The 18625-nt window shown below is 68.3% G+C and carries 15 protein-coding genes and 1 pseudogene; 10 read left to right on the forward strand and 6 right to left on the reverse strand.

The window, feature by feature from the left end:
• Positions 1-25 precede the first annotated feature (25 nt).
• Positions 26-1084 (forward strand): SLAC1 anion channel family protein, encoded by a 1059-nt coding sequence (locus tag MMSR116_RS10680; RefSeq protein WP_158168784.1) that lies wholly within the window; start codon positions 26-28, stop codon positions 1082-1084.
• A gap of 228 nt (positions 1085-1312) precedes the next feature.
• Here the strand turns inward: MMSR116_RS10680 and MMSR116_RS10685 are convergent.
• Positions 1313-2343, reverse strand: a pseudogene (locus MMSR116_RS10685) (aldo/keto reductase).
• A gap of 135 nt (positions 2344-2478) precedes the next feature.
• Positions 2479-3513, reverse strand: coding sequence for an alpha/beta fold hydrolase (locus tag MMSR116_RS10690; RefSeq protein WP_158168786.1), 1035 nt, complete (start codon positions 3511-3513; stop codon positions 2479-2481).
• Between the two features lie 327 nt (positions 3514-3840).
• Here MMSR116_RS10690 and MMSR116_RS10695 point away from each other — a divergent pair, with 327 nt between their 5' ends.
• Complete coding sequence (locus MMSR116_RS10695) at positions 3841-4128, forward strand: hypothetical protein (RefSeq protein ID WP_158168788.1); 288 nt, start codon at positions 3841-3843, stop codon at positions 4126-4128.
• Here the strand turns inward: MMSR116_RS10695 and MMSR116_RS10700 are convergent.
• A complete protein-coding gene (locus tag MMSR116_RS10700) occupies positions 4085-5029 on the reverse strand; it encodes a DMT family transporter (RefSeq protein WP_158168790.1) in 945 nt (314 codons plus the stop codon). The two genes, MMSR116_RS10695 and MMSR116_RS10700, sit on opposite strands and share 44 nt — an antisense overlap.
• A gap of 372 nt (positions 5030-5401) precedes the next feature.
• Here MMSR116_RS10700 and MMSR116_RS10705 point away from each other — a divergent pair, with 372 nt between their 5' ends.
• From MMSR116_RS10705 to MMSR116_RS10725, 5 genes are all read left to right on the forward strand, one after another.
• Complete coding sequence (locus MMSR116_RS10705) at positions 5402-6010, forward strand: PAS domain-containing protein (RefSeq protein WP_158168792.1); 609 nt, start codon at positions 5402-5404, stop codon at positions 6008-6010.
• Between the two features lie 310 nt (positions 6011-6320).
• A complete protein-coding gene (locus tag MMSR116_RS10710; protein ID WP_158168794.1) occupies positions 6321-6875 on the forward strand; it encodes a PAS domain-containing protein in 555 nt (184 codons plus the stop codon).
• Positions 6876-7316: 441 nt separating this feature from the next.
• Entirely contained in the window at positions 7317-7763 is a 447-nt protein-coding gene (locus MMSR116_RS10715) for a TadE/TadG family type IV pilus assembly protein (RefSeq protein WP_158168796.1), read from the forward strand.
• Positions 7760-9439 carry a TadG family pilus assembly protein gene (locus MMSR116_RS10720; protein WP_158168798.1) on the forward strand — a complete coding sequence of 560 codons (1680 nt, stop codon included), beginning with the start codon at positions 7760-7762 and terminating at the stop codon, positions 9437-9439. Before MMSR116_RS10715 ends, MMSR116_RS10720 begins: the two co-directional genes overlap by 4 nt.
• Before the next feature lie 551 nt (positions 9440-9990).
• Positions 9991-10311 (forward strand): hypothetical protein, encoded by a 321-nt coding sequence (locus tag MMSR116_RS10725; protein WP_158168800.1) that lies wholly within the window; start codon positions 9991-9993, stop codon positions 10309-10311.
• A 50-nt stretch (positions 10312-10361) separates the two neighbouring features.
• On the opposite strand, the gene MMSR116_RS10730 is transcribed toward MMSR116_RS10725, so the two are convergent.
• Complete coding sequence (locus MMSR116_RS10730) at positions 10362-10949, reverse strand: PAS domain-containing protein (RefSeq protein ID WP_244625635.1); 588 nt, start codon at positions 10947-10949, stop codon at positions 10362-10364.
• Positions 10950-11106: 157 nt separating this feature from the next.
• Here MMSR116_RS10730 and MMSR116_RS10735 point away from each other — a divergent pair, with 157 nt between their 5' ends.
• A complete protein-coding gene (locus tag MMSR116_RS10735) occupies positions 11107-11412 on the forward strand; it encodes a hypothetical protein (RefSeq protein WP_158168804.1) in 306 nt (101 codons plus the stop codon).
• A gap of 75 nt (positions 11413-11487) precedes the next feature.
• Here MMSR116_RS10735 and MMSR116_RS10740 read toward each other — a convergent pair whose 3' ends face one another.
• Positions 11488-12876, reverse strand: coding sequence for a hypothetical protein (locus MMSR116_RS10740; protein ID WP_244625636.1), 1389 nt, complete (start codon positions 12874-12876; stop codon positions 11488-11490).
• Between the two features lie 999 nt (positions 12877-13875).
• Here MMSR116_RS10740 and MMSR116_RS10745 point away from each other — a divergent pair.
• Positions 13876-14271, forward strand: a complete 396-nt coding sequence (locus tag MMSR116_RS10745; RefSeq protein ID WP_158168808.1) for a helix-turn-helix domain-containing protein — start codon at positions 13876-13878, stop codon at positions 14269-14271.
• 296 nt (positions 14272-14567) lie between these two features.
• Positions 14568-17018, forward strand: coding sequence for a bifunctional diguanylate cyclase/phosphodiesterase (locus MMSR116_RS10750; protein ID WP_158168810.1), 2451 nt, complete (start codon positions 14568-14570; stop codon positions 17016-17018).
• A gap of 383 nt (positions 17019-17401) precedes the next feature.
• Here MMSR116_RS10750 and MMSR116_RS10755 read toward each other — a convergent pair whose 3' ends face one another.
• Positions 17402-18436 (reverse strand): hypothetical protein, encoded by a 1035-nt coding sequence (locus MMSR116_RS10755; RefSeq protein ID WP_158168812.1) that lies wholly within the window; start codon positions 18434-18436, stop codon positions 17402-17404.
• Positions 18437-18625: the final 189 nt, after the last annotated feature.

Raw genomic sequence — 18625 nt, forward strand, 5'->3', positions numbered from 1 at the left:
CGCAATCGTGAGTTGGAGACCGTGGATGCTGGATGTCGTCCGGGACGAGCCGAGCGCCCCCGCATCCGAGGCCGCGCTGACGGCGCATCGCGACCCGAGCCCGGCGACGCCGCCGCCCGGCGGATGGCGGCAGCTCGAAGCGTTGCCGGTCGGCCTGTTCGCCGCCGTCATGGGCTTGACGGGCCTGAGCGTCGCCTGGACGCTGGCGCAGACGCGTTACGGCGCGCCCGCCTGGATCGGGCCGGTCGTCGGCCTGACCGCCTCCGCCGCCTTCGTCCTGATCGCCGCGGGCTACGCCGTTAAGATCGCCATCGCGCCTCGGGCCGTGCGCGCCGAGTTCCAGCACCCGATCGCCGGCAACCTGTTCGGCACGCCGCTGATCAGCCTGCTGCTCCTGCCGATCCCGCTGGCGCGGGTGAACCTTACCCTGGCGCAGGCTGTCTGGGTCGTCGGCGCGGTGGGCATGAGCGTGTTCGCGTGGCTGATCGTGACGCGGTGGCTGAGCGACCGGCAGCAGGTCGCCCACGCCACGCCGGCCTGGATCGTACCGGTGGTCGGCCTCCTCGACGTCCCGTTGGCGCTCCCGAGCCTCGGCCTGCCGCCGATGCACGGCGTGATGATGTTCGGTCTCGCCGTCGGCCTGTTCTTCGCGCTGCCGCTGTTCACGCTGATCCTGTCCCGGCTCCTGTTCGAGGCGCCCCTGCCCGCCGGCCTGCAGCCGTCGCTGCTGATCCTCGTCGCGCCCTTCGCGGTCGGGTTCTCGGCCTACGTGGCGACCACGGGCGCGATCGACACCTTCGCGGAGGCGCTCTTCGCGGTCGCTCTGTTCCTGCTCGCGGTGCTGCTGCCGAAGCTCGCCCGGCTGGGCTGGGCCTGCCCGTTCCGCGTGTCGTGGTGGGGCGTGAGCTTCCCCCTCGCCGCCGCATCGGTGGCGGCCTTGCGCGTGGCGAACGCCATGCCGGGGCTTCTGGCGGATGCCGCCGCGCTGGCCCTGCTGGGGCTGGCCACCCTGGTCATCCTCTGGCTGTTCGCCAGGACGGTGCTCGGCCTCGCCCGCGGCGAGCTGCGTACGCTGGCCCAGTAGAGGCGGGTCGCGCCCGAGCCTCCGTTCCGAACTCCCAAAGACGAGCCTGGGATCAGGAACCGTCGACAGCTCCGTAGCCTGCAAGCATCGCAGTCCCGCACTGACTGTCTGCTCCTCCGAGGTGCAGCGCTGTCGGGCGGAGCTTGGTCGCGGCACCAGCCTACGGCGCATGATCGCGCCGCGGGCTCGCATGTCGATCTCCGGGCGCGCTGCGACCCGGTCGAGCGCCTACCAGGTCGTCGGCTTCGGGTTGCGCTCGTCGAACCCCTTCTGGTGCCAGTAGGGGTAGATCGGCGTCTCCTGGCTTGCCGCATCGAGGCGGGCGACCTGTTCGGGCGTCAGCCTCCAGCCGAGGGCGCCGAGATTCTGCTTCAGCTGCTCCTCCGTCCGGGCTTGACCACGATGTTGCACACGGTCGGACGAGCCAGAAGCCAGTTGAGCGCCACCTGCGCCACGGTCTTGCCGGTCTCGGCCGCCACGGCGTCGAGGGCGTCCACCACGCTGAAAAGGGCCTCGTCGGAGACCGGCGGTCCGCCCTCGGCGCCCCCGGCGGCGATGCGGCCGCTCTGGTTGGCCTGTCCCCGACGGATCTTGCCGGTGAGGCGGCCCCAGCCGAGCGGGCTCCAGACCATCAGGCCGACGCCCTGGTCGATGCCGAGCGGCATCAGCTCCCACTCGTAGTGGCGGCCGATCAGCGAATAGTAGCCCTGATAGGCCACGTAGCGGGCCAGCCCGTAGCGCTCTGAGGTGGCGAGCGCCTTCATGAGCTGCCATCCCGAGAAGTTCGAGGCGCCGATGTAGCCGATCTTGCCCGCCCGCGTGAGATCGTCGAGCGCCCGCAGGGTCTCGTCCACGGGGGTCACCGCGTCGAAGCCGTGCATGAAGTAGATGTCGATATGATCGGTGCCGAGCCGCTTCAGGCTGGCCTCGCAGGCGCGGACCAGATGGTAGCGCGAGGAGCCCACTTGGTTCAGGTCGTCGCTGAACCGGAAGGTCGCCTTCGTGGAGATCAGCGCCCGCTCGCGCTTTCCCTTGAGGGCCTGCCCCAGGATCTCCTCCGACGCGCCACCCGAGTAGATGTCGGCCGTGTCGAAGAAGTTGACGCCGGAATCGACGCAGAGGTCGACCATGCGGGTCGCCTCGGCCACGTCCGTCTGGCCCCAGCGCTCGAAGAACGCATTCGTCCCGCCGAAGGTGCCGGTGCCGAAGCTGAGCACCGGCACGGTGAGGCCGGAACGTCCGAACTGCCTGTATTCCATCAGGTCCTCCGAGCGATCACGCGCGCCGCGGATGGTGCGCAAGACGGTCTAACACGGTCACAGGCCCCGGTTTTCCCAGCCGGGGGCAGACCTGCCGTGCGCGGGAGGCTGCCGGCACCGTCGCAGCCCCGATGATCAGTCTGCCGTCCCGGCAGACCCATCGAGGAAGGTCCGCACGGTCTCGCGGAGAAAGGCGGCATCGACCGGATTGGTCGACGGGTTGCCCGCCCGGTGGCCCCAGATGCTCGGGATCGGCCGCAGGATGGCATCGCGCAGGTGCGGGAGTTCGGCGGCGTTGTCGGCGACGCGGAAATAGAGATCGGTCTCCCCCGGCATCAGCAGCAGCCGGGCCGCGATCGCGCCGAGCGCCCGCGTCAGGTCGCCGCCGAAGCGCGGGTCGCGGCTGATGTCGCCCGCTTCCCAGGTGCACAGCTGCGCGTACAGGTCGGCGGCGCGGCGGCGGGCGAAGCGCTCTTCCCAGTCGGTGCGGAGGAAGGTGTCGAGGTCCGGCGCGCCGCAGGCGGTGCGGTGCAGGTCCGCCCGGTAGAAATCCTGGCTGAGCCCCCAGCCCGCGTAGATGCGCGCAAAGGCCCGCAGCGCGGCCACGGGCTCGGCCGCGAAGCGTCCGGCGCCGCGATGCTCCGGTGCCCCTTCCAGAACCGCCATCAGCCCCTTCAGGAAGACCCGGTTGTGGGTGGCGGTGCGGGCGCTGCCGCAGTTGATCACCGCGCGGGCGACGTCGTCGGCAAACAGGGCCGCCCAATGGTAGGCCTGCTGTGCCCCCATGGACCAGCCGTAGACGGCGTGCAGGCGCTTGATCCCCCAGACCTCCGCGAGCAGGCGGCGCTGCGCGTGGACGTTGTCCCAGGCGGTGACGAGGCCGGGCCAGTCCGGCGTGTTCGACGGGCTCGACGACAATCCGTTGCCGAACATATCCGGGATGACGATGAACCAGCGACCCGGATCGAGCACCCCATCGGGCCCGATCAGCCATTCGAGATCCGGATGCTGGGCCGAGTAGCTCGTCGGGTAGAGCACGACGTTGTCGCGGGCGGGGGACAGCGTCCCGTGCGTCTTCCACCGCAGATGCGCGCCCGGCAACACCGCACCCGATTGAAGGGGCAGATCGCCGAGGTCGAACGTCCCGGTCGCCGTCGCCCAGCCGGTCACAGGCTCGACCCCGGGATCGAGCCCCAGAAGCCGGAGACCGAACGCCCCGCGGGGCGTGTGCGCCGTGCCGCGTCCGCCAGCCGGTAGGTCGGGCGTGGAGCGTCGTCGGGGAGCGTGGGGCGCGTGCGCATCGTCTCAATGAGCGCCTGCTGACGCACCCCGGTCAAGGGGCGCGGTCTGGTCAGGTCACGCCGCCTCACTCATCGCGCGACTCCGTCAGCCGATCGCCGCGGCGTGGAAGCACCGCCGCCCTGCGCGAGCAATTTACAACTTGCAGGTGATACCTGTGACAGGCGTTGCATGATGCCTGGTCGGTCGAGCCGCATCATGATCCTGATCGCGCGCGCGTCTCTCGGGGGCGCCGTGGCGCTCAGCGCGCGCTGGCATCACGGTTTCGTTCTGGCTCTCGCAGCAGCCCCCCTGGGCGGCAATCTGGCCGTCGTCTCGGCGGCGCTGCTGCTCGCCCTGCGCGTGCGGATGATCGCGACATCGCATGTCGGGTGGGCGGCACGTCCGTCCGCCGAGGTGAAGGATCCGGCCGGCCGAGTGGCGGCGACTGCGCAGAGCCGCATCAGGGCGCCTGCGGCTTCCCCCGTCCCTGCCGTTCCGCGATGAAGATCCCGCCGAGAACGAGCGCGAGGGCCACGGCGTTGTCCAGTCGGAACGGTTCGCCGACAAGGGCGACGGCGAGGATTGCGCCGAAGACTGGCAGCAGGTTGACGAAGATCCCAGCTCGATTTGGACCGATCAATTCGACGCCTTGCATGAACCAGAGCTGAGAGATCAGTGACGGTCCGAGGCCGACGTAAACGACGATCACCCAGCCCAGCGCCGTCGGCGCCACCAAGTGACCGCGAGCCCACTCGATCGCCACCAGGGGCAGTGACGTCACGAACGCCACCGCCGCCATGGCGGCGAAGAAGGTGATCCCGGAGACTGCGGGCCGACCGCGCAACGCCACGGTGTAGCCCGCGTAGAAGACGCAGGCGACGAGCATGAAGACGTCGCCCGTGTTGAAGGCCATCGTGCGCAGCACGCCAAGGTCGCCGTGGGACGCTGCGACGACGACCCCGAGGAGGGTGACCGTGACACCGACGATCTGCATGGATCCGACCGGTGTCCGGTACACGAAACGGCTGCAGATCAAGACAAGGACGGGAATTGCACCCTGGATGAGAGCGAGATTGGCCGCGCTCGTGTAGGTCCCGGAGACGTAGAAGAGGGCGTTGAACGCGGTGTAGCCGCAGCCGCCCATGAGGAGGATCCGGCGCCAGCTCGGCAGCAGAATCCGCCACTCGCGGGAAACGCGTCGACCGGCGAGCGGGACAAGCGCGAGGCAGGCGACGAGCCAGCGCAAACCCGTGAGTGCCAACGGTGACACCTGGCCGACAGCCCATTTGCTGGCGACGGCATTTCCAGCCCAGACCAAGGCGGTCAACGTCAGAAGCACGTAGGCGCGTGTCGCATCGGCAGAGCCTTCTGCCGACTTGATCGACGGAGGTCGACGATAGACCATGCGCGCCCTTCAGCGTCGCGACGTGAGCAGAGCAGGCCTGCGGCTCGACGCGCTGCGGCCACTGCCGGGGGCCGTCTGCGGCCCGCCGGACCACCGGCGCTGCGCCGGATCGGGCGCTCGCCGCTCGCCGACCTCGGAGATGCCCGGCATTCGACCACCTGACCGGTTCCGCGCTCCGCGATCGCAGGATGCGTGCACTTCGCAGAGATCGGCGACGGCGCATGCCGCATCGGCCATGATCATGCGCATGGGCGCCGCGATCGCATGGCAGTGGTCCACACGCAACAGTTGCAATAAATCATAGTTTCTTCTTGAGGTTTCAAACGCGCATCCGTTACCTATCCCGGCCTTCCGACTGACGCAGGTGGCGCAATGCCGAAAACCAGATCCCTCGGAGTTCAGCCTAGTCCGGACACGTTCCAGCACGCGCTCGATGCCCTCGATGTCATCGGACGGTGGGCGTGGGATGCCGCGACGGATCGCGTGCGTTCGGATGCGTTCGTCGCGCTGCTGTTCAACCTGCTCCCCGAGGAAGCCGAGGATGGTGTCCCGCTGTCGTCGTTCGTCGATGGTATCCATGCCGATGATCGAGACCGGGTCCTCGCACTGGTTCGGCGAAGCGCGCAAGAGGGGAGCACGTATCTCACGGAGTACCGCGTGAACTCGATCGACGGGCGCACCCGGTGGGTGCTGGCGCGCGGGCGCTTCACGAGCGATGCGGATGGCAGGCCCCTGGTCGGCAGCGGGATCCTCGTCGACATCAGCCGGATGCGGATGAGCGAGGGGACGTTCAACGAGGCGGAGAGCGTTCCGGAGGAGGCGCCCCTCGATCGTGCCGCCGATCACGCCATCGCCGCACAACAGTCGATCGCCGAGATGTCGGATCCGGCCTTGAAGGTCTTGGCAGATGCGCTGCTGATCGCCTTGGGCCGCAAGTTGGCGCAGCGGGCGGTTCAGGACCGACGCCGGCACATGAACTGAGCGCGTCTCGACCGACAGGAAGCGGCCTCGCCAGAAATCGTCAGGGCGCATCCCGCGCGGACCGTGCGCCGGCAGCCGTCCCGATTGGTCAGCCAGCGGACGCACCGTCAGTGGAACTTGACGCATGTAGACGACAGGTCATCGTAGCCCGTCGCTGCAACGCGGCTCGCACGATCCCGACAAGCCTCGTTCTGAACGGCGAACGGGCGAAGCTTTTCATCCGTCCAAGACTGAAAGGGACGGTATCCAAGCGCAATCGCGCGCGGGACCGATCACAGACAATTCGGCTGGGCGCCCGAGAGTATCCCGGATGATTTTCGTGGCGAATGCCGATGGCGGAGTAAGTTACGTCAGCCCCGAATGGAGCGCCTTCACGGGCCAAGCGGCCGCCGAGGCGGTGGAGCATGGCTGGTCTCGCTGCCTCCACGCCGACGACTTCGCGGGCGCCACGAGTTTCCTGCGGACGGCCCTCGATCAGCAGAGCGAGTACACCCTCAACGCCCGCCTTCGCCGTACCGATGGGAGCTACACCTGGGTGGTGATCGGGGCTGTTCCGTCCTACGGGCCGCCCGCGCGGACATTCCTCGGGTTTCTCGGCTCGATCACCGAGGTGGCTCACGACACCACCATGCCTCCAACCGTCCGTGGGACACTCGCACGGTTCGTTCCGCCTCCGATGAATCCCGCGACACCGCCGGGTTCCGTCCTGGAGGCTGTTGCGGACCATCTCCTGATGGCACACGGGCTGATCGAGGAAGACGGCGCCAAGGAGCTGCTGCCAACCCTGCGACAGGCCTTGGCGGTGGCCGGTCGCCTGCTGGCACGTGGTATGACCGCAGACGTCCCGAGTGATCGCATCCACTGAAGCTGATCGCGGTCTGCCTCGCGCCCGTCGCCTCGCTCGGGTCGGTTGGCCCCCTCGAACGCCCTGCGAGTGCAGGAGCCCCGAGCAGCATCATCCCCGTCGCGATGGCAGCCGTCGTCGGCTGATTCATCGCGGTCGCGTTGCTGTGGCAGCAACTGGTGTCGACGGCGTTGCTGCTCAGCCGGCTCGCTGGAAGCGCAGCAGCAATCGCAGTCATCCTCGGGTTCTGATTGGTGAGCATGTTCGTGCCATGCATGCCGAATTCGCGTTGAGACAGCACCGGTACTGCCCCCCGAGAATGAGCGCTCCCGAAGCCGAGCGCTCTCGCAAAACTTTGCTCAATAGTTGTCTTTCTGTCAATTGATGCAACTTTTGATTAGCATCTGAACGCCACCATGGGTTGTGCAGCCCGCAGGCTGCGCGATTCGCGGAGGGCGGCCCATGGCTTTGCGGCGTTTGCTTCGGCGCGGCCTGCGTTCGGCGTGGCTCTGTGACCGGGGTGGCTCGGCGGTGGAATTCGCCCTGATCGCCCCCGTAGTCCTGCTCCTCTTCGCCGGTATCACGGTGTTCGGGATCTGCCTCGGGGCCGCCAACAACTTGCGGCAGATCGCTGCCGAGGCGGCGCGTGCTTCCGTGGCCGGGGTCACGGATTCGGAACGCGCGACCCTGGCCCAGAACACGGTCGATCGGAACCTCGCCTCCGGGGCGATGTTCCGGCCGGGCAGCGTGGCCGTTCAGGTCGGACCGGATCCCAACGACGCCACGATCTACACCGTCACCATCACGCTCGACACGACAAGCCTGGGAATCAACGCCTTCTCGCGCCTGCTCCCGATGCTGCCCACCCTGCTGCGCAGCACGGTGAGCGTACGGAAGGGAGGCCTATGAGCAGAGCGCGGCCGCAGCGCAGGTTTTGGCGGTTCGGAGCCGAGCGCGGTGGCAACGTTGCAATCCTGATCGCCCTCGGCAGCGCGCTGCTGATGGGCGCGGGCGCGATCGGCATCGATCTCGGCATCGTCTTCCAGGCTCGGCGCAAGGCACAGGGTGCCGTCGACGTCGCCGCCATGCTTGCCGCAGCCAATCCCGCTCGGGCCGACACGCTGGCCCGGCAGTCGCTCTCCGACAACGGCTACAGTACGGGCAGTCCCATCGCCGTGACGGCGGGTGCTTATGCCGCGAGGGCTCAAGTCGCACCCGCCGATCGCTTCCAATCCGGCGCATCGCCAGCCAACGCCGTCCGGGTGGCGCTCCAGACCTCGGCGCGCACCCACTTCGCGCGCGTGCTCGGCCTTGCGCCCGTCGTGCCGATCCGGGTCACCGGCACGGCGGCTCAAGCGCAGTTCGCCACCTTCTCGATCGGGTCAGGCACGGTCGCGTTGAACGGCGGCATCGCCAACGCCCTGCTTGGCGCCCTGCTCGGCACGCGGTTGTCGCTCAGCGTGATGGATTACAACGCCCTCGCGGGCGCGCGCGTGGATGCGTTCCGCTTCCTCGACGCGCTCGCCACCAGCCTCAACCTGCAGGCAGCGAGCTACAACGACATCCTCCAGTCGAACGCCAGTGTTGGTCAGGTCGTATCGGCTCTCCAGGTCGCGGCCCGCGGCGAACTGAACGCGGCGCCGGTCCTCAGCGCGCTCGGCACGCTGCTCGGCAACCTGACCGGGTCGGCAGGCGCCGGAGCGACAGTGCCGCTCGCGCAGATCGTCGACCTGGGCGACGCCGCCAATCTCGGGCCGGCACGCGGCAGCGCGGGCCCCAAGGTCCCGCTGCTCAACCTCATCACCGACGCCGCTTCAGTGGCCAACGGGCAGCGCCAGATCTCGGTCGATCTCGGTGCCAGCCTCGCCGGGCTTCTCTCCGCGCGGGTGACGCTCGCCGTCGGCGAGCGCCGGCAGAGTTCGAGCTGGGTCCAGCCCGGTACCAGCAACGCCACCATCCACACCGCGCAGACGCGCCTGCTGATCGAGGTGACGATCACGGCGCCGCTGGGCCTGGGCACCATCAACCTGCCCATCTACGCCGAGGTCGCTCCAGCGACGGCCACGCTGAAATCGGTGACCTGCCCCTGGTCGGATCCGAGCCAGCGCAAGGTGACGATCGACGCTCAGCCGGGTCTTCTCACGCTGGCGGTCGCCAAAGTGCCCTACTCCGCGATCGCGGTCGGGGCAGCCACGCCGGACCTGTCCCAACCCGCGCCCCTGATCAACCTGCCGTTGATCTGGGTCAAGGCACTGGCGCGAACGACCGTCGCGCCGGCGAACCCGCAGACCCTCACCTTCTCGGATATCGACATCGCCAACCAAGTCACCCGCACCGTCACTTCGACCGGCCTCACCACGTCGCTGACCGGCAGCCTGATCCAGAGCCTCAACCTGAGCGTCGACGGCCAGGATCTGGTGCTCCTGACGCTTCTGAAGCCGCTGCTCCTCCCCGTGCTCTCGGCAGTGACGCCGACGCTCGACCTCATCCTCGACAATGTGCTGAAGCTGCTCGGCGTCCGTCTGGGTTACGTAGACGTGACGGTCGACGGTACCCGGTGCGATCAGGCTGTCCTCGTGCAGTGAAGCGGCGGGCGACGACACGATGCGCCGAACGGTATGCGCCAGTCCCGCCGCTTGCACCCGCGCAACCCGAGCGCACATGCCCTGGCCGGAGGGTGGGTCGGTGTCCCGCTCTCGACTGGCGAGGTTGGCGGTCCGTCGTGAAGCAATCCGATGAAGGCGCGATCGGGCAACGGTCCTGCCGGTCTCAGGGGTGCGTAAGGCGCCTTTTTCACGCAGCCATTCGCGAGCGCGCGAACGTAATAGTCCCGATCGCCGCGCATCGCACCGAAGCGAGCCATTGATCTTATCGTTATCGCTCGATGACTGAGGAAAGCTCCGCATTGAGCGGGTCGCAGCGCCCCGAATATTTTCAACACTCAGGAGCCTGAGAATGGCGCCCCTAAAGCAGATCAGTCCCTTGTACCGACAGTTACTTTGAAATCCACAGTGGTCGATGTCTTGGACTTGCAACCTAGGCGTGTTATACGCTAGTGAGCGGATCGCACCATGCCCGGTGATGCTCCCTCGTGGCGTTGTCGGGTATACGAACGGAGGCCGCGGTGGAGTCGAAAATGCAGTCGTCCGCCCACTCCGAGCACAAGGAACACCGGCAGGACGAGGTCCAACACAGTCCGGTCACGACCAAGAATTCGGCGAGCGGTCGACTTCTGGGCCGGATCGCGGAAGCGCTTCAAGTCCCGCCGGTCGTGCTGTACGGACCGGCCACGGCTGTCACGTCATTCAGGCGGGCCAACCGCGACGACGACTTCAGCCCCGACATCGACCTCGATCATGACTGCTTGGCTCTGCTGGACGCCTACAGGCGTATCCGTGATCCGCAGACGCGACAGCGCCTTCTCACCCTCGCAGAGGCCGCCGGTCAAGAAGCCTGAGACGCTTCTCCGCTGCGGACGAGGTCAGGCATGCGGCCTGAACGCTGCGGTCAGTGCACCGTGAGATCCGGCACCGGCTCGGCCAGCATCGATGACTCCGCCAGCGAGGCCGCAATCTGCCGACCCAGTTCGCGCAGCAGAGGCTCGATGAGCGGCCGGAGCGCCTTGGCAGCCTGGACGTCGAGATCACGAATGATCCGCTCGATCTCCAGCGCGCGCTCGGTCATGCGCTCCAAGTTCGATCCCGGATGCTCCGGTGTGGTCAGGAAGCGTGCCGGCCCATCGGTATGCCCGTCGTTCCGGCTGTCGGTGACGTCGATGACGATGCCGCGCCCGAACATCCGGCCACGCGGATCCCGAGCGTAGTGGCCACGCGCCAGGACCCACCGGACGATCCCCGGCGCCGGCACCACCCGGTGTTCCCAGACGAAGACGCCGCCCTGTTCCAGCACGAGGCGACGGCGTTCCATATCCCGCATCAGATCGTCCGGATGGAACGCGGACAGGAGACGCGCGATCGTGACGCCCTCCGCAGCCTCTTCCTCCGACAGGCCGAACAGGCGGGCCATGACGACGTCGCCGCGCGTTCGATCCGCCTCCAGATCGGCCTCCCAGACGCCGATGCTGAGCGAAGCCACAGGCAGCGGCCGTGACCACAGAGTAATTCCGGGTGTCTTCCGGGACATGCACCGTCCGGCTGTCTCGCAGTTCAACGTGAGGACACGAACACAATTTTGCGCGACTTCGCCACCACGGTATCCGATCCGAGCAATGACGGCCAGCGGCGGACCCGGAATGGCGAAGCACGATGACGGCAAGGTGCGCGCCGCCGACTTCGTTGCGGCGACCGGGACCGCGGCGTCCGAGCGGGCGCGCCGGGTGCGGTTGTTGAGGCGGGTCGCCGATGCACTGCAGGTGCCCGAGTCCAGCCTGTACGATACGGTTCGCGGGCCGCTCCCACCCGAAGATGGATCATCGGCCACCGACGAAGACCGCGAGCGCCAATGCGCAGCGTTGCTGCGCGCCTATCGCCGCATTCAGGATCCCGCCGAGCGACGTCGCCTGCTCGAACTCGTGCAGGCGACCGCCGAGCGGGGTTGAACGAGTCGCACCGCACGGCCTGTCGCAGCCTCACGATCCCACAGCGCTGCGGGCCAGGGCGACAGGACGGTCGTCTCAGAACTCGCCGGCGAGGCCGGCCCGGGCACCGAGGGCGTTGTCGCCGCCATAGGCCACACCCGCGGTGACGGCGATCGGGACGCAGCAGGTCGGCAGCCGGTGCGCGATCGCGACGCCGCCTGCCCACTCGCCGCGGTACGTCGCCCCGTTGGTCGCCCAGGTCGTCTTGCCGGGGGCCGAGGGCATCGGGGCCGTGGCCATGGCGATCGCCATGGCGACTCCCTGCCGGGCCTCCTTGCGGGTCTGGATGGCGTAGCGCTGCACGGCGTCCGTCTTGGCTTCCAGATTGTTGACCTGCGACTGGACCGAGTCGATGCGGCTGCCCAATCCTGCGATGGTGGAGGGTCCGTAGGCAGACGCCGCGAGGTTGCCGTTGGCGTCGGTCGTCACGAAGTTGGTCGGACCGCTCTGAGCCGCGGCGCTCGCCTGGGAGGCGATGCCGGCCAGCGTGTAGGTGTTGCCGGCGTTGCCGATCGCGACCTGGCCAGCCCGGGTGGTCTTCACGTTGGCGCCGATGGCGATCGCGTTCCCCTGATCGGCGCCGGCACCGTTGCCGAGGGCGACGCTGCTGTTCCCGGCCGCCGACGCGGCCGCGCCGATCGCCGTGGATCCCGAGCCGGTCGCTCCGGCAGCGAAGCCCAGGGCGGTGCTCCCATCTCCGAGCGCCGCGGAGGCCGTTCCAATCGCCGTGCTGCCGACGCCCTGTGCGGCCGCGGCATAGCCGAGGGCGACGCTGCCGGTATTGGACGCGCTCGCACCGGTTCCGACGGCGGTCGCGGCCGTGCCGGACGCGCTCGCGCCGTATCCGACGGCCAGCGCGTCGCCGCCGGTGGCGCTCGGGCCCGCCTGGCCGCTGGTGTTGTTGGCCGCGACGCCGCTGATCTCCGAGAACGAGGTCAGACGCAGGTCGGACACGACGGTCTGACCTTGAGACTGCGTGACGTTTCCGGTCAGGATGAAGACGTTCTGGCCGCCGCCGGTCCCGCCACCGCCGGTCCCGCCACCGCCGCAGGTACCGCACCCGCCGCCCGTGCCGGCGGTTCCGAGCGTGAGGCCCGTACCGAGCAGACCGTCGCCCGGCCCCGTCGTACCGACCAGCAGCCCGGTTCCGAGAACCCCTGTCCCGCTCGTGCCGACCTGCAGGCCTGTGCCGAGTACACCGCTGCCCGGCGCAGTGGTGCCCAGTCCTAAACCCGTACCCAGAAGTCCCGTCCCACCGGTGCTGACCTGCAGGCCAGTGCCCAGAAGGCCACTTCCCGGCGCGCTCGTGCTGATCCCAAGCCCGGTCCCGAGGATGCCGCCGCCGGACGTATCAAGGGTGCCCCGCAGAAGCTGGGCTTGGGCTGGGGACGTGAACAGACCTCCCGAGAGCCCGGTGCAAACCAAATAAGCTGCAGCACGAAGAGGGCGGATCGGTCTCTTCTTTCGTGTCGATGCTTCCATCAACGCGATGGCGACTTCACGCATCTGCAACTCCTCTACTGAGGTTGGGTGTGAAGCCTCCGGTGCCCAGAGACTTCCGATGCGCACAGCTTCTGATTGAAAGGTTGATTGTATCTTAAAGTTGTACTCGGAGAGTTTACTCAACCGCTGCCCTCGCCGTCTCGCAGCGCCGGAGGACGCGCGGCGGAGGGCATCACCATCTCTGCTGGCGCGCAGCGGGCAGTCGTGCGCCAACCTTGTCACGCGCCCCTGCAAAACCAGCCCGATGTCGCAACAACCGGCAGCCCCTCGGCCGACCGGCGCCCCTGTTGCCGCAGCGGGAGATGCCGACACGAGCGGCGCCGGCCGCGATCGCCGTCAGGTCCCTGTGATCGAGTTTCTGCTTCTGCACGGCCGTCAGTCCGAAGACCGACAGGATTGTCACTCGATTGCAATCGCGATCGCCGTCAGGTCCCTGTGATCGAGTTTCTGCTTCTGCACGGCCGTCATCCTCGTCCGAAGACCGACAGGATTGTCACTCGATTGCAATCGATGGTTGCGTACTGTTTGCGCTGTATCCGGTCGGATTGCGTGAGCATGTCCCTTTCGCGCAATCGTCCCGCTGCACAGTATCGGCACGCGGAGTATCGTGGAGCAGACACCAAATGGATCCACAGGCTTCGTCGATCACGCGCGTCCGGTTCGGCGACCCCTCGCTTCGATTGGTCGGCACAGTTCGCTTCATCCTGTGTCGATGGCGCGACCGCCTGTCGCTCGATTGTTCATTCCCGCGCAGACTACTGAGATGGGCAGACCGTTCCACCCAATTTCCAGGCAAACTGGTGGAGGCATGTCTTGGGTGCACGCTCGGGTTGTTCTATTGTGCGAAACTGAGTTGACCGCAATTGGGTTAGACAGCGCCTGACATGAGGCAACCTCGACCACGCGAAGGCGCTCACCCAGATGACGACGACCATCAGCCCGAAGCTCACCACCGAGGCCGACCGCACGATCGGCGGCTTGGTCGCCACACTGCGCAAGGCTCAGGGTCTCAGCCAGTCCGCGCTGGGTCAGGCGCTGGGCGTCAGCTTCCAGCAGGTCCAGAAGTACGAGAAGGGCCGCAACCGGATCGGGGTCGGCCGGCTCCAGGCGATCGCCGACGTGCTCCACGTGCCGGTGGAGACGTTCTTCGTCGGGCAGGCGGGGCCGGACTCCGAGGAGACGCTGACGCGGACGTTCTTCGAGGACCCGCAGGTCATGGAACTCGTCATGGCGTTCACCAGCATCGCCGACGAGACGACCCGGGCCAGCGTCCTGTCCATCGTCAAGGCGGCCGCAACCCTTCGGGCCGGGCGTTGAGCCCTCCGGTCCGTCGTTGACCGAACCCGCTTGATCGCATCTGGCTTCAGCATCTGCCGTCGCCGGTGGTTCGCCGCTGTGACAGGATTCCTCGGATCGTAGGTCCAAGCACGGGTGGTTTCGAGAGTGCCGCGCGGAGCAGGGCTCTCGGTGAGATCTGGAATGTCACGCGCGCCGCGCCGGCGCCATGAGACAGCGGCGGATCCTGCCCGCGCGAAACTCGCCAGCAACATGCAACTTCTAATTAGTATGATGGCGATATCGTCCGGGCGTTTTGGCGCTCGGCGAGGCCCCCGATGTACCGCGCTCTTGCCTGTCTGACCGACGAGCACACCCTGTGGGTGCTGCCGCTGGCGGCCTGCGTCTGCTGGATCTCCTGCTGTGTCGCCCTCCAGCTTGAGCAGCGCGTCCGGTCAGGCGGCTCCTGGGCTACGGCATGGCTCCTCGCCGCCAGTTTCTCGGCCGGTGCAGGCATCTGGAGCACGCATTTCATCGGGATGCTCGGATACGATCCAGGGGTCGTCATCGGCTACGAGGCCGCGACGACGCTCCTCTCACTGATCGTAGCCTTCACGGCCGCTCTGGTGGCGTTCGCGCTGATGCGCGCCGCTCCGCACGGGGCGGCCTGGGCCGGGATTATCGCGGGCCTGCTCCTCGGCGGCGGCATTGCCTGCATGCACTTCCTGGGCATCGCCGGCGTGGTGCTGCCAGGACATTTCGCGTGGGATCCGGCGCTGGTCAGCGCGGCGCTACTGTGCGGCTGCGGCCTGTCGGCAGCTGCCCTGGCGATCCACATCCGCCGAGCGGAGGCGCGTTCGCGGATCATCGCCGCCACCGTTCTCACGGGCGCCATCGCCAGCCTGCACTTCCTCGCCATGGCTGCGGCCCGCGCCGTTCCGGATCCCGCGGTGGTGACGCCGGACCTCGGCCTTGCGCGCGGTGCGCTGGCGCTCGGCATCGCGATCCTGATGGCGGTGATTTTGGCCTTCGCCGCCCTCGCCCTCATGCTGGACCACCTGCGCACGATCAACGCCGCCCTGGCACGCCAAAGTACCGTCTTGCGCGAGAAGACCCTGCTGCTGGACGCGACCCTGGACAACATGGACCAGGGCCTCATCATGGTGGACGCTCGAGGGGTCGTTCAGGTGTGCAACGAGCGCGCCTTGGCCCTCTTGGATCTGCCGCGCGCCATGATGCAGGATCGTCCGAGCTACAAGGCCGTCCTGCGCCACCAGCTCCGTCACCGTGAGCGCATTCGGACCGACCGATCGTTCCGAGACTGGATCGAGCGCGGCGGCGCTGAACAGGCGCATGTCCACGAGCGCTTGCGCCCGAACGGCATCGTGCTGGAGATCCGCACCGTCCCGCTGCCGGAGGGCGGCTTCGTCCGGACCTTCACCGACATCACGCAGCGCAAGAAGGCGGAGGCGGAGATCGCGCGGCTGGCGCGGCACGACATCCTCACCGGCTTGCCGAACCGCGGCCTGTTCCGCGAGCATCTCGACCGCCGGCTGTCCGAAATCGCCTCGAAGGGCGGGGCCGCCGCCGTGCTGTACATCGACCTCGACGGTTTCAAGGGTGTGAACGACACCCTCGGCCATCAGGTGGGCGACATATTGCTGTGTGCCGTGGCCGACCGGCTGCGCATCGCCGTCGGCGACGGCGTGGTGGCGCGGCTCGGCGGCGATGAGTTCGCCGTCCTCCTCGCCGGAGGACGACAGGAAGCCGCCGATGTCGCCGCGCAGCTCGTCGCGCTGTTCGAGGCGCCGATTCAGGTCGGCGAGATTCGCATCGGCGTTGGGTTGAGCGTCGGTATCGCATTGGCGCCGGAGCACGGGACGAGCCCCGAATGTCTCTACCGGCGCGCCGACCTCGCGCTGTACCGCGCCAAGGCCGAGGGCCGCGGCACATACCGTGTCTTCGCGACCGACATGGACGAGGAGGCGGAAGAGCGCCATGCCCTCGAGAGCGATCTGCGGCAGGCTCTGGCGGACGGCTCGCTCGACCTGCACTACCAGCCGCAGGTGGATGGTGCGTCGGGCAAGCTGTTGGGTTTCGAGGCACTCGTCCGCTGGCTCCATCCGGTGCGCGGCCCGATCGCGCCGACCGTGTTCGTATCCTTGGCGGAAGAGAGCGGCCTCATCGTCGCCCTCGGTGACTGGGTGCTGCGCGAAGCGTGCCGGGAGGCGGCATCCTGGGCTTCCGAATTGAAGGTCTCGGTGAACCTGTCACCGCGCCAGCTGCTGAAGCCCGATCTGCCCGAGACCGTGCTGGCGGTGCTGGCGGAGACCGGGCTGTCGCCGGACCGGCTCGAGCTCGAGGTCACGGAGAGCGTGATCATCAACGACATGTCGCGGGCCATCGGAATCCTGCGCCGCCTGAAGAGCTTCGGGATCCGCATCAGCATGGACGATTTCGGCACCGGCTACGCCTCGCTCGCGACGCTCCAGGCGTTCCCGTTCGACAAGATGAAGATCGACCGCTCGTTCATCGCACAGCTCGAATCCGACCCGCAGGCCGCGGTGATCGTGCGGGCCGTGCTCAGCCTGGGGCGAAGCCTGCGGATGAGCGTCGTCGCCGAGGGCGTGGAGACCCCCGCGCAGCGCCGATTCCTGGCGGATGAAGCCTGCGGCGAGATGCAGGGCTACCTCTTCGGCAAGCCCGGTCCGATCAGCGACTATGCGGCGATGCTCAGCGCTCCGGACCTGTGCGGCGGGCCGGCCGGTCCGGCGGCCAAGGTCGCCTGAGCGTCACCTGCCGCGTGATCGAAGGGGGTGGCGCGAGAAGCCCTGCCTCCGATCAGATCCCGACGGCGGGACATGCCGCGACGTTGGCCGTGGATCGGAGGGAGGCCACGCCGAAGTGCTGTTCCGGCCCGCACCGCCAATCTCTCGGTGCGCCCTTCACCGCGTCCCGGCCCGGTCTCTACCCAAGGCGCGCGGCCCCGCCCCCGTCTGGTGCGAACTTCAGCAGCGATCGCACGGCTGACGGTGTGGCGCAGCTGCGCGAAAGCATCCTGCAGCTTCGGACACAGGATCGGCGCCAGACCGTTGGAGGCCCGAGGAGGCGGCCGGCCGAGGCCGCTCACCGGCGGGCAGAGGGACCCGGCCGGGTTGGCGGTTCGGGGCGCTCACCAGTCGCTGAGCGGGGCGCGCTTCCACCGGTCGGTGGCGACGCAGCGATACTCGTAGGCCTCGTCCCAGGCATGGTCGCCGGCCACGCAGGGTTCGCGGCTGCTGCGGGGTGGCCGCGGCTGCGTCTCGCGCACGGACGCCGCTTCGACATCTCCGGCATCGCTCACCCGGAACACCGGGCCACCGCCCGTCCCGTAGACCAGATCACGCCCGTCGAAACCGAGGCTGCGGGAGAAGCCTCCCTCCTTCGAGCCGTCGAGGCCGATCGCCTGTCCCGGCCCCAGCAGGATGGGCACGCCGGTGAAACGGGCCGCGGCGGCGTCGATCCCGATGCCGTAGACTCCTTCTCCTTGAAACGAGAGGCCGCGGTCGGTGATCGAGCCGGCGAGGTTGCCCATCAGGATGCCGTATCCGGTATGGGCGCCCGCGACGCCACCCGTGGAGATCTGCAGGCCGACCCGCTGGCGGTTGCGATCGGTCGTCGGCGACTGCGCGGAGACGTCGATCTCGGCACCGATGCAGGAGGCGACCGGATCCGCCTCGTCGGTCGTGTCCACGCAGTTGAAGTTGCCGGCCCAGGACGGCCCGACCGGTCCGATCCCGTTGGCTTCCTTGAAGATCGTGCCGTTGACGGCGACGTTCTGCGCGCCGGTACTGGCGAGGGCGCGGTTGTGGAGCTCGCCCGTGATCGTCCACTCGTATCCCGCGTTGTGCGGGCCGGTGGAGCCGAGCGCCCAGATCGCCTTGTAGGTGTGCGTGGCTTCGCCCGATCCCTCCGGCACATGCCGGTCGACCCGCAGGGTCGCGGCCGGGTCGAAAACCTGTGGCCGGTTCCACAGGAAGACGTGGCCCCCGTCGAGTCCGGGCAGACCGGTGCCCTGGACATCGCGGGAGAAGTTTGGCGGCCATGGCGGTGTCGACGCCGAGTCCGGCGGCCGCCCAGGAGCCTCCGCAGCTGCGGGAACCGCTAGGCCGGGCGCCAGCCCGAGCACGAAAAGCGGCAGAAGCGTCCGGCCTCGGCGGCTGCGCATGGTCGTCTCCGGATGTCCTGCAGGAGCGCGAGCCCCCGCGCCGGCTCGGCAAGTACCGGCCCGCGGCAAGATAGGCCGGTCTTCGGGGCGGACGAGCGCGCCGCCCGGGCTGCAGGCATTCAGCGATCGCGGGCGGCGCCGGGCTTTCGATGCGCTTCGTAGGCCGCCGCCGATACCGGCCGGGACTCG

The organism is Methylobacterium mesophilicum SR1.6/6, assembly GCF_000364445.2.
GTDB lineage: Bacteria > Pseudomonadota > Alphaproteobacteria > Rhizobiales > Beijerinckiaceae > Methylobacterium > Methylobacterium mesophilicum_A.

Coding starts and splice junctions, on each gene's coding strand:
- MMSR116_RS10680 (WP_158168784.1), top strand. CDS start 26: ATGCTGGATGTCGTCCGGGACGAGCCGAGCGCCCCCGCATCCGAGGCC.
- MMSR116_RS10695 (WP_158168788.1), top strand. CDS start 3,841: ATGATCCTGATCGCGCGCGCGTCTCTCGGGGGCGCCGTGGCGCTCAGC.
- MMSR116_RS10700 (WP_158168790.1), bottom strand. CDS start 5,029: ATGGTCTATCGTCGACCTCCGTCGATCAAGTCGGCAGAAGGCTCTGCC.
- MMSR116_RS10705 (WP_158168792.1), top strand. CDS start 5,402: ATGCCGAAAACCAGATCCCTCGGAGTTCAGCCTAGTCCGGACACGTTC.
- MMSR116_RS10710 (WP_158168794.1), top strand. CDS start 6,321: ATGATTTTCGTGGCGAATGCCGATGGCGGAGTAAGTTACGTCAGCCCC.
- MMSR116_RS10715 (WP_158168796.1), top strand. CDS start 7,317: ATGGCTTTGCGGCGTTTGCTTCGGCGCGGCCTGCGTTCGGCGTGGCTC.
- MMSR116_RS10720 (WP_158168798.1), top strand. CDS start 7,760: ATGAGCAGAGCGCGGCCGCAGCGCAGGTTTTGGCGGTTCGGAGCCGAG.
- MMSR116_RS10725 (WP_158168800.1), top strand. CDS start 9,991: ATGCAGTCGTCCGCCCACTCCGAGCACAAGGAACACCGGCAGGACGAG.
- MMSR116_RS10735 (WP_158168804.1), top strand. CDS start 11,107: ATGGCGAAGCACGATGACGGCAAGGTGCGCGCCGCCGACTTCGTTGCG.
- MMSR116_RS10745 (WP_158168808.1), top strand. CDS start 13,876: ATGACGACGACCATCAGCCCGAAGCTCACCACCGAGGCCGACCGCACG.
- MMSR116_RS10750 (WP_158168810.1), top strand. CDS start 14,568: ATGTACCGCGCTCTTGCCTGTCTGACCGACGAGCACACCCTGTGGGTG.
- MMSR116_RS10755 (WP_158168812.1), bottom strand. CDS start 18,436: ATGCGCAGCCGCCGAGGCCGGACGCTTCTGCCGCTTTTCGTGCTCGGG.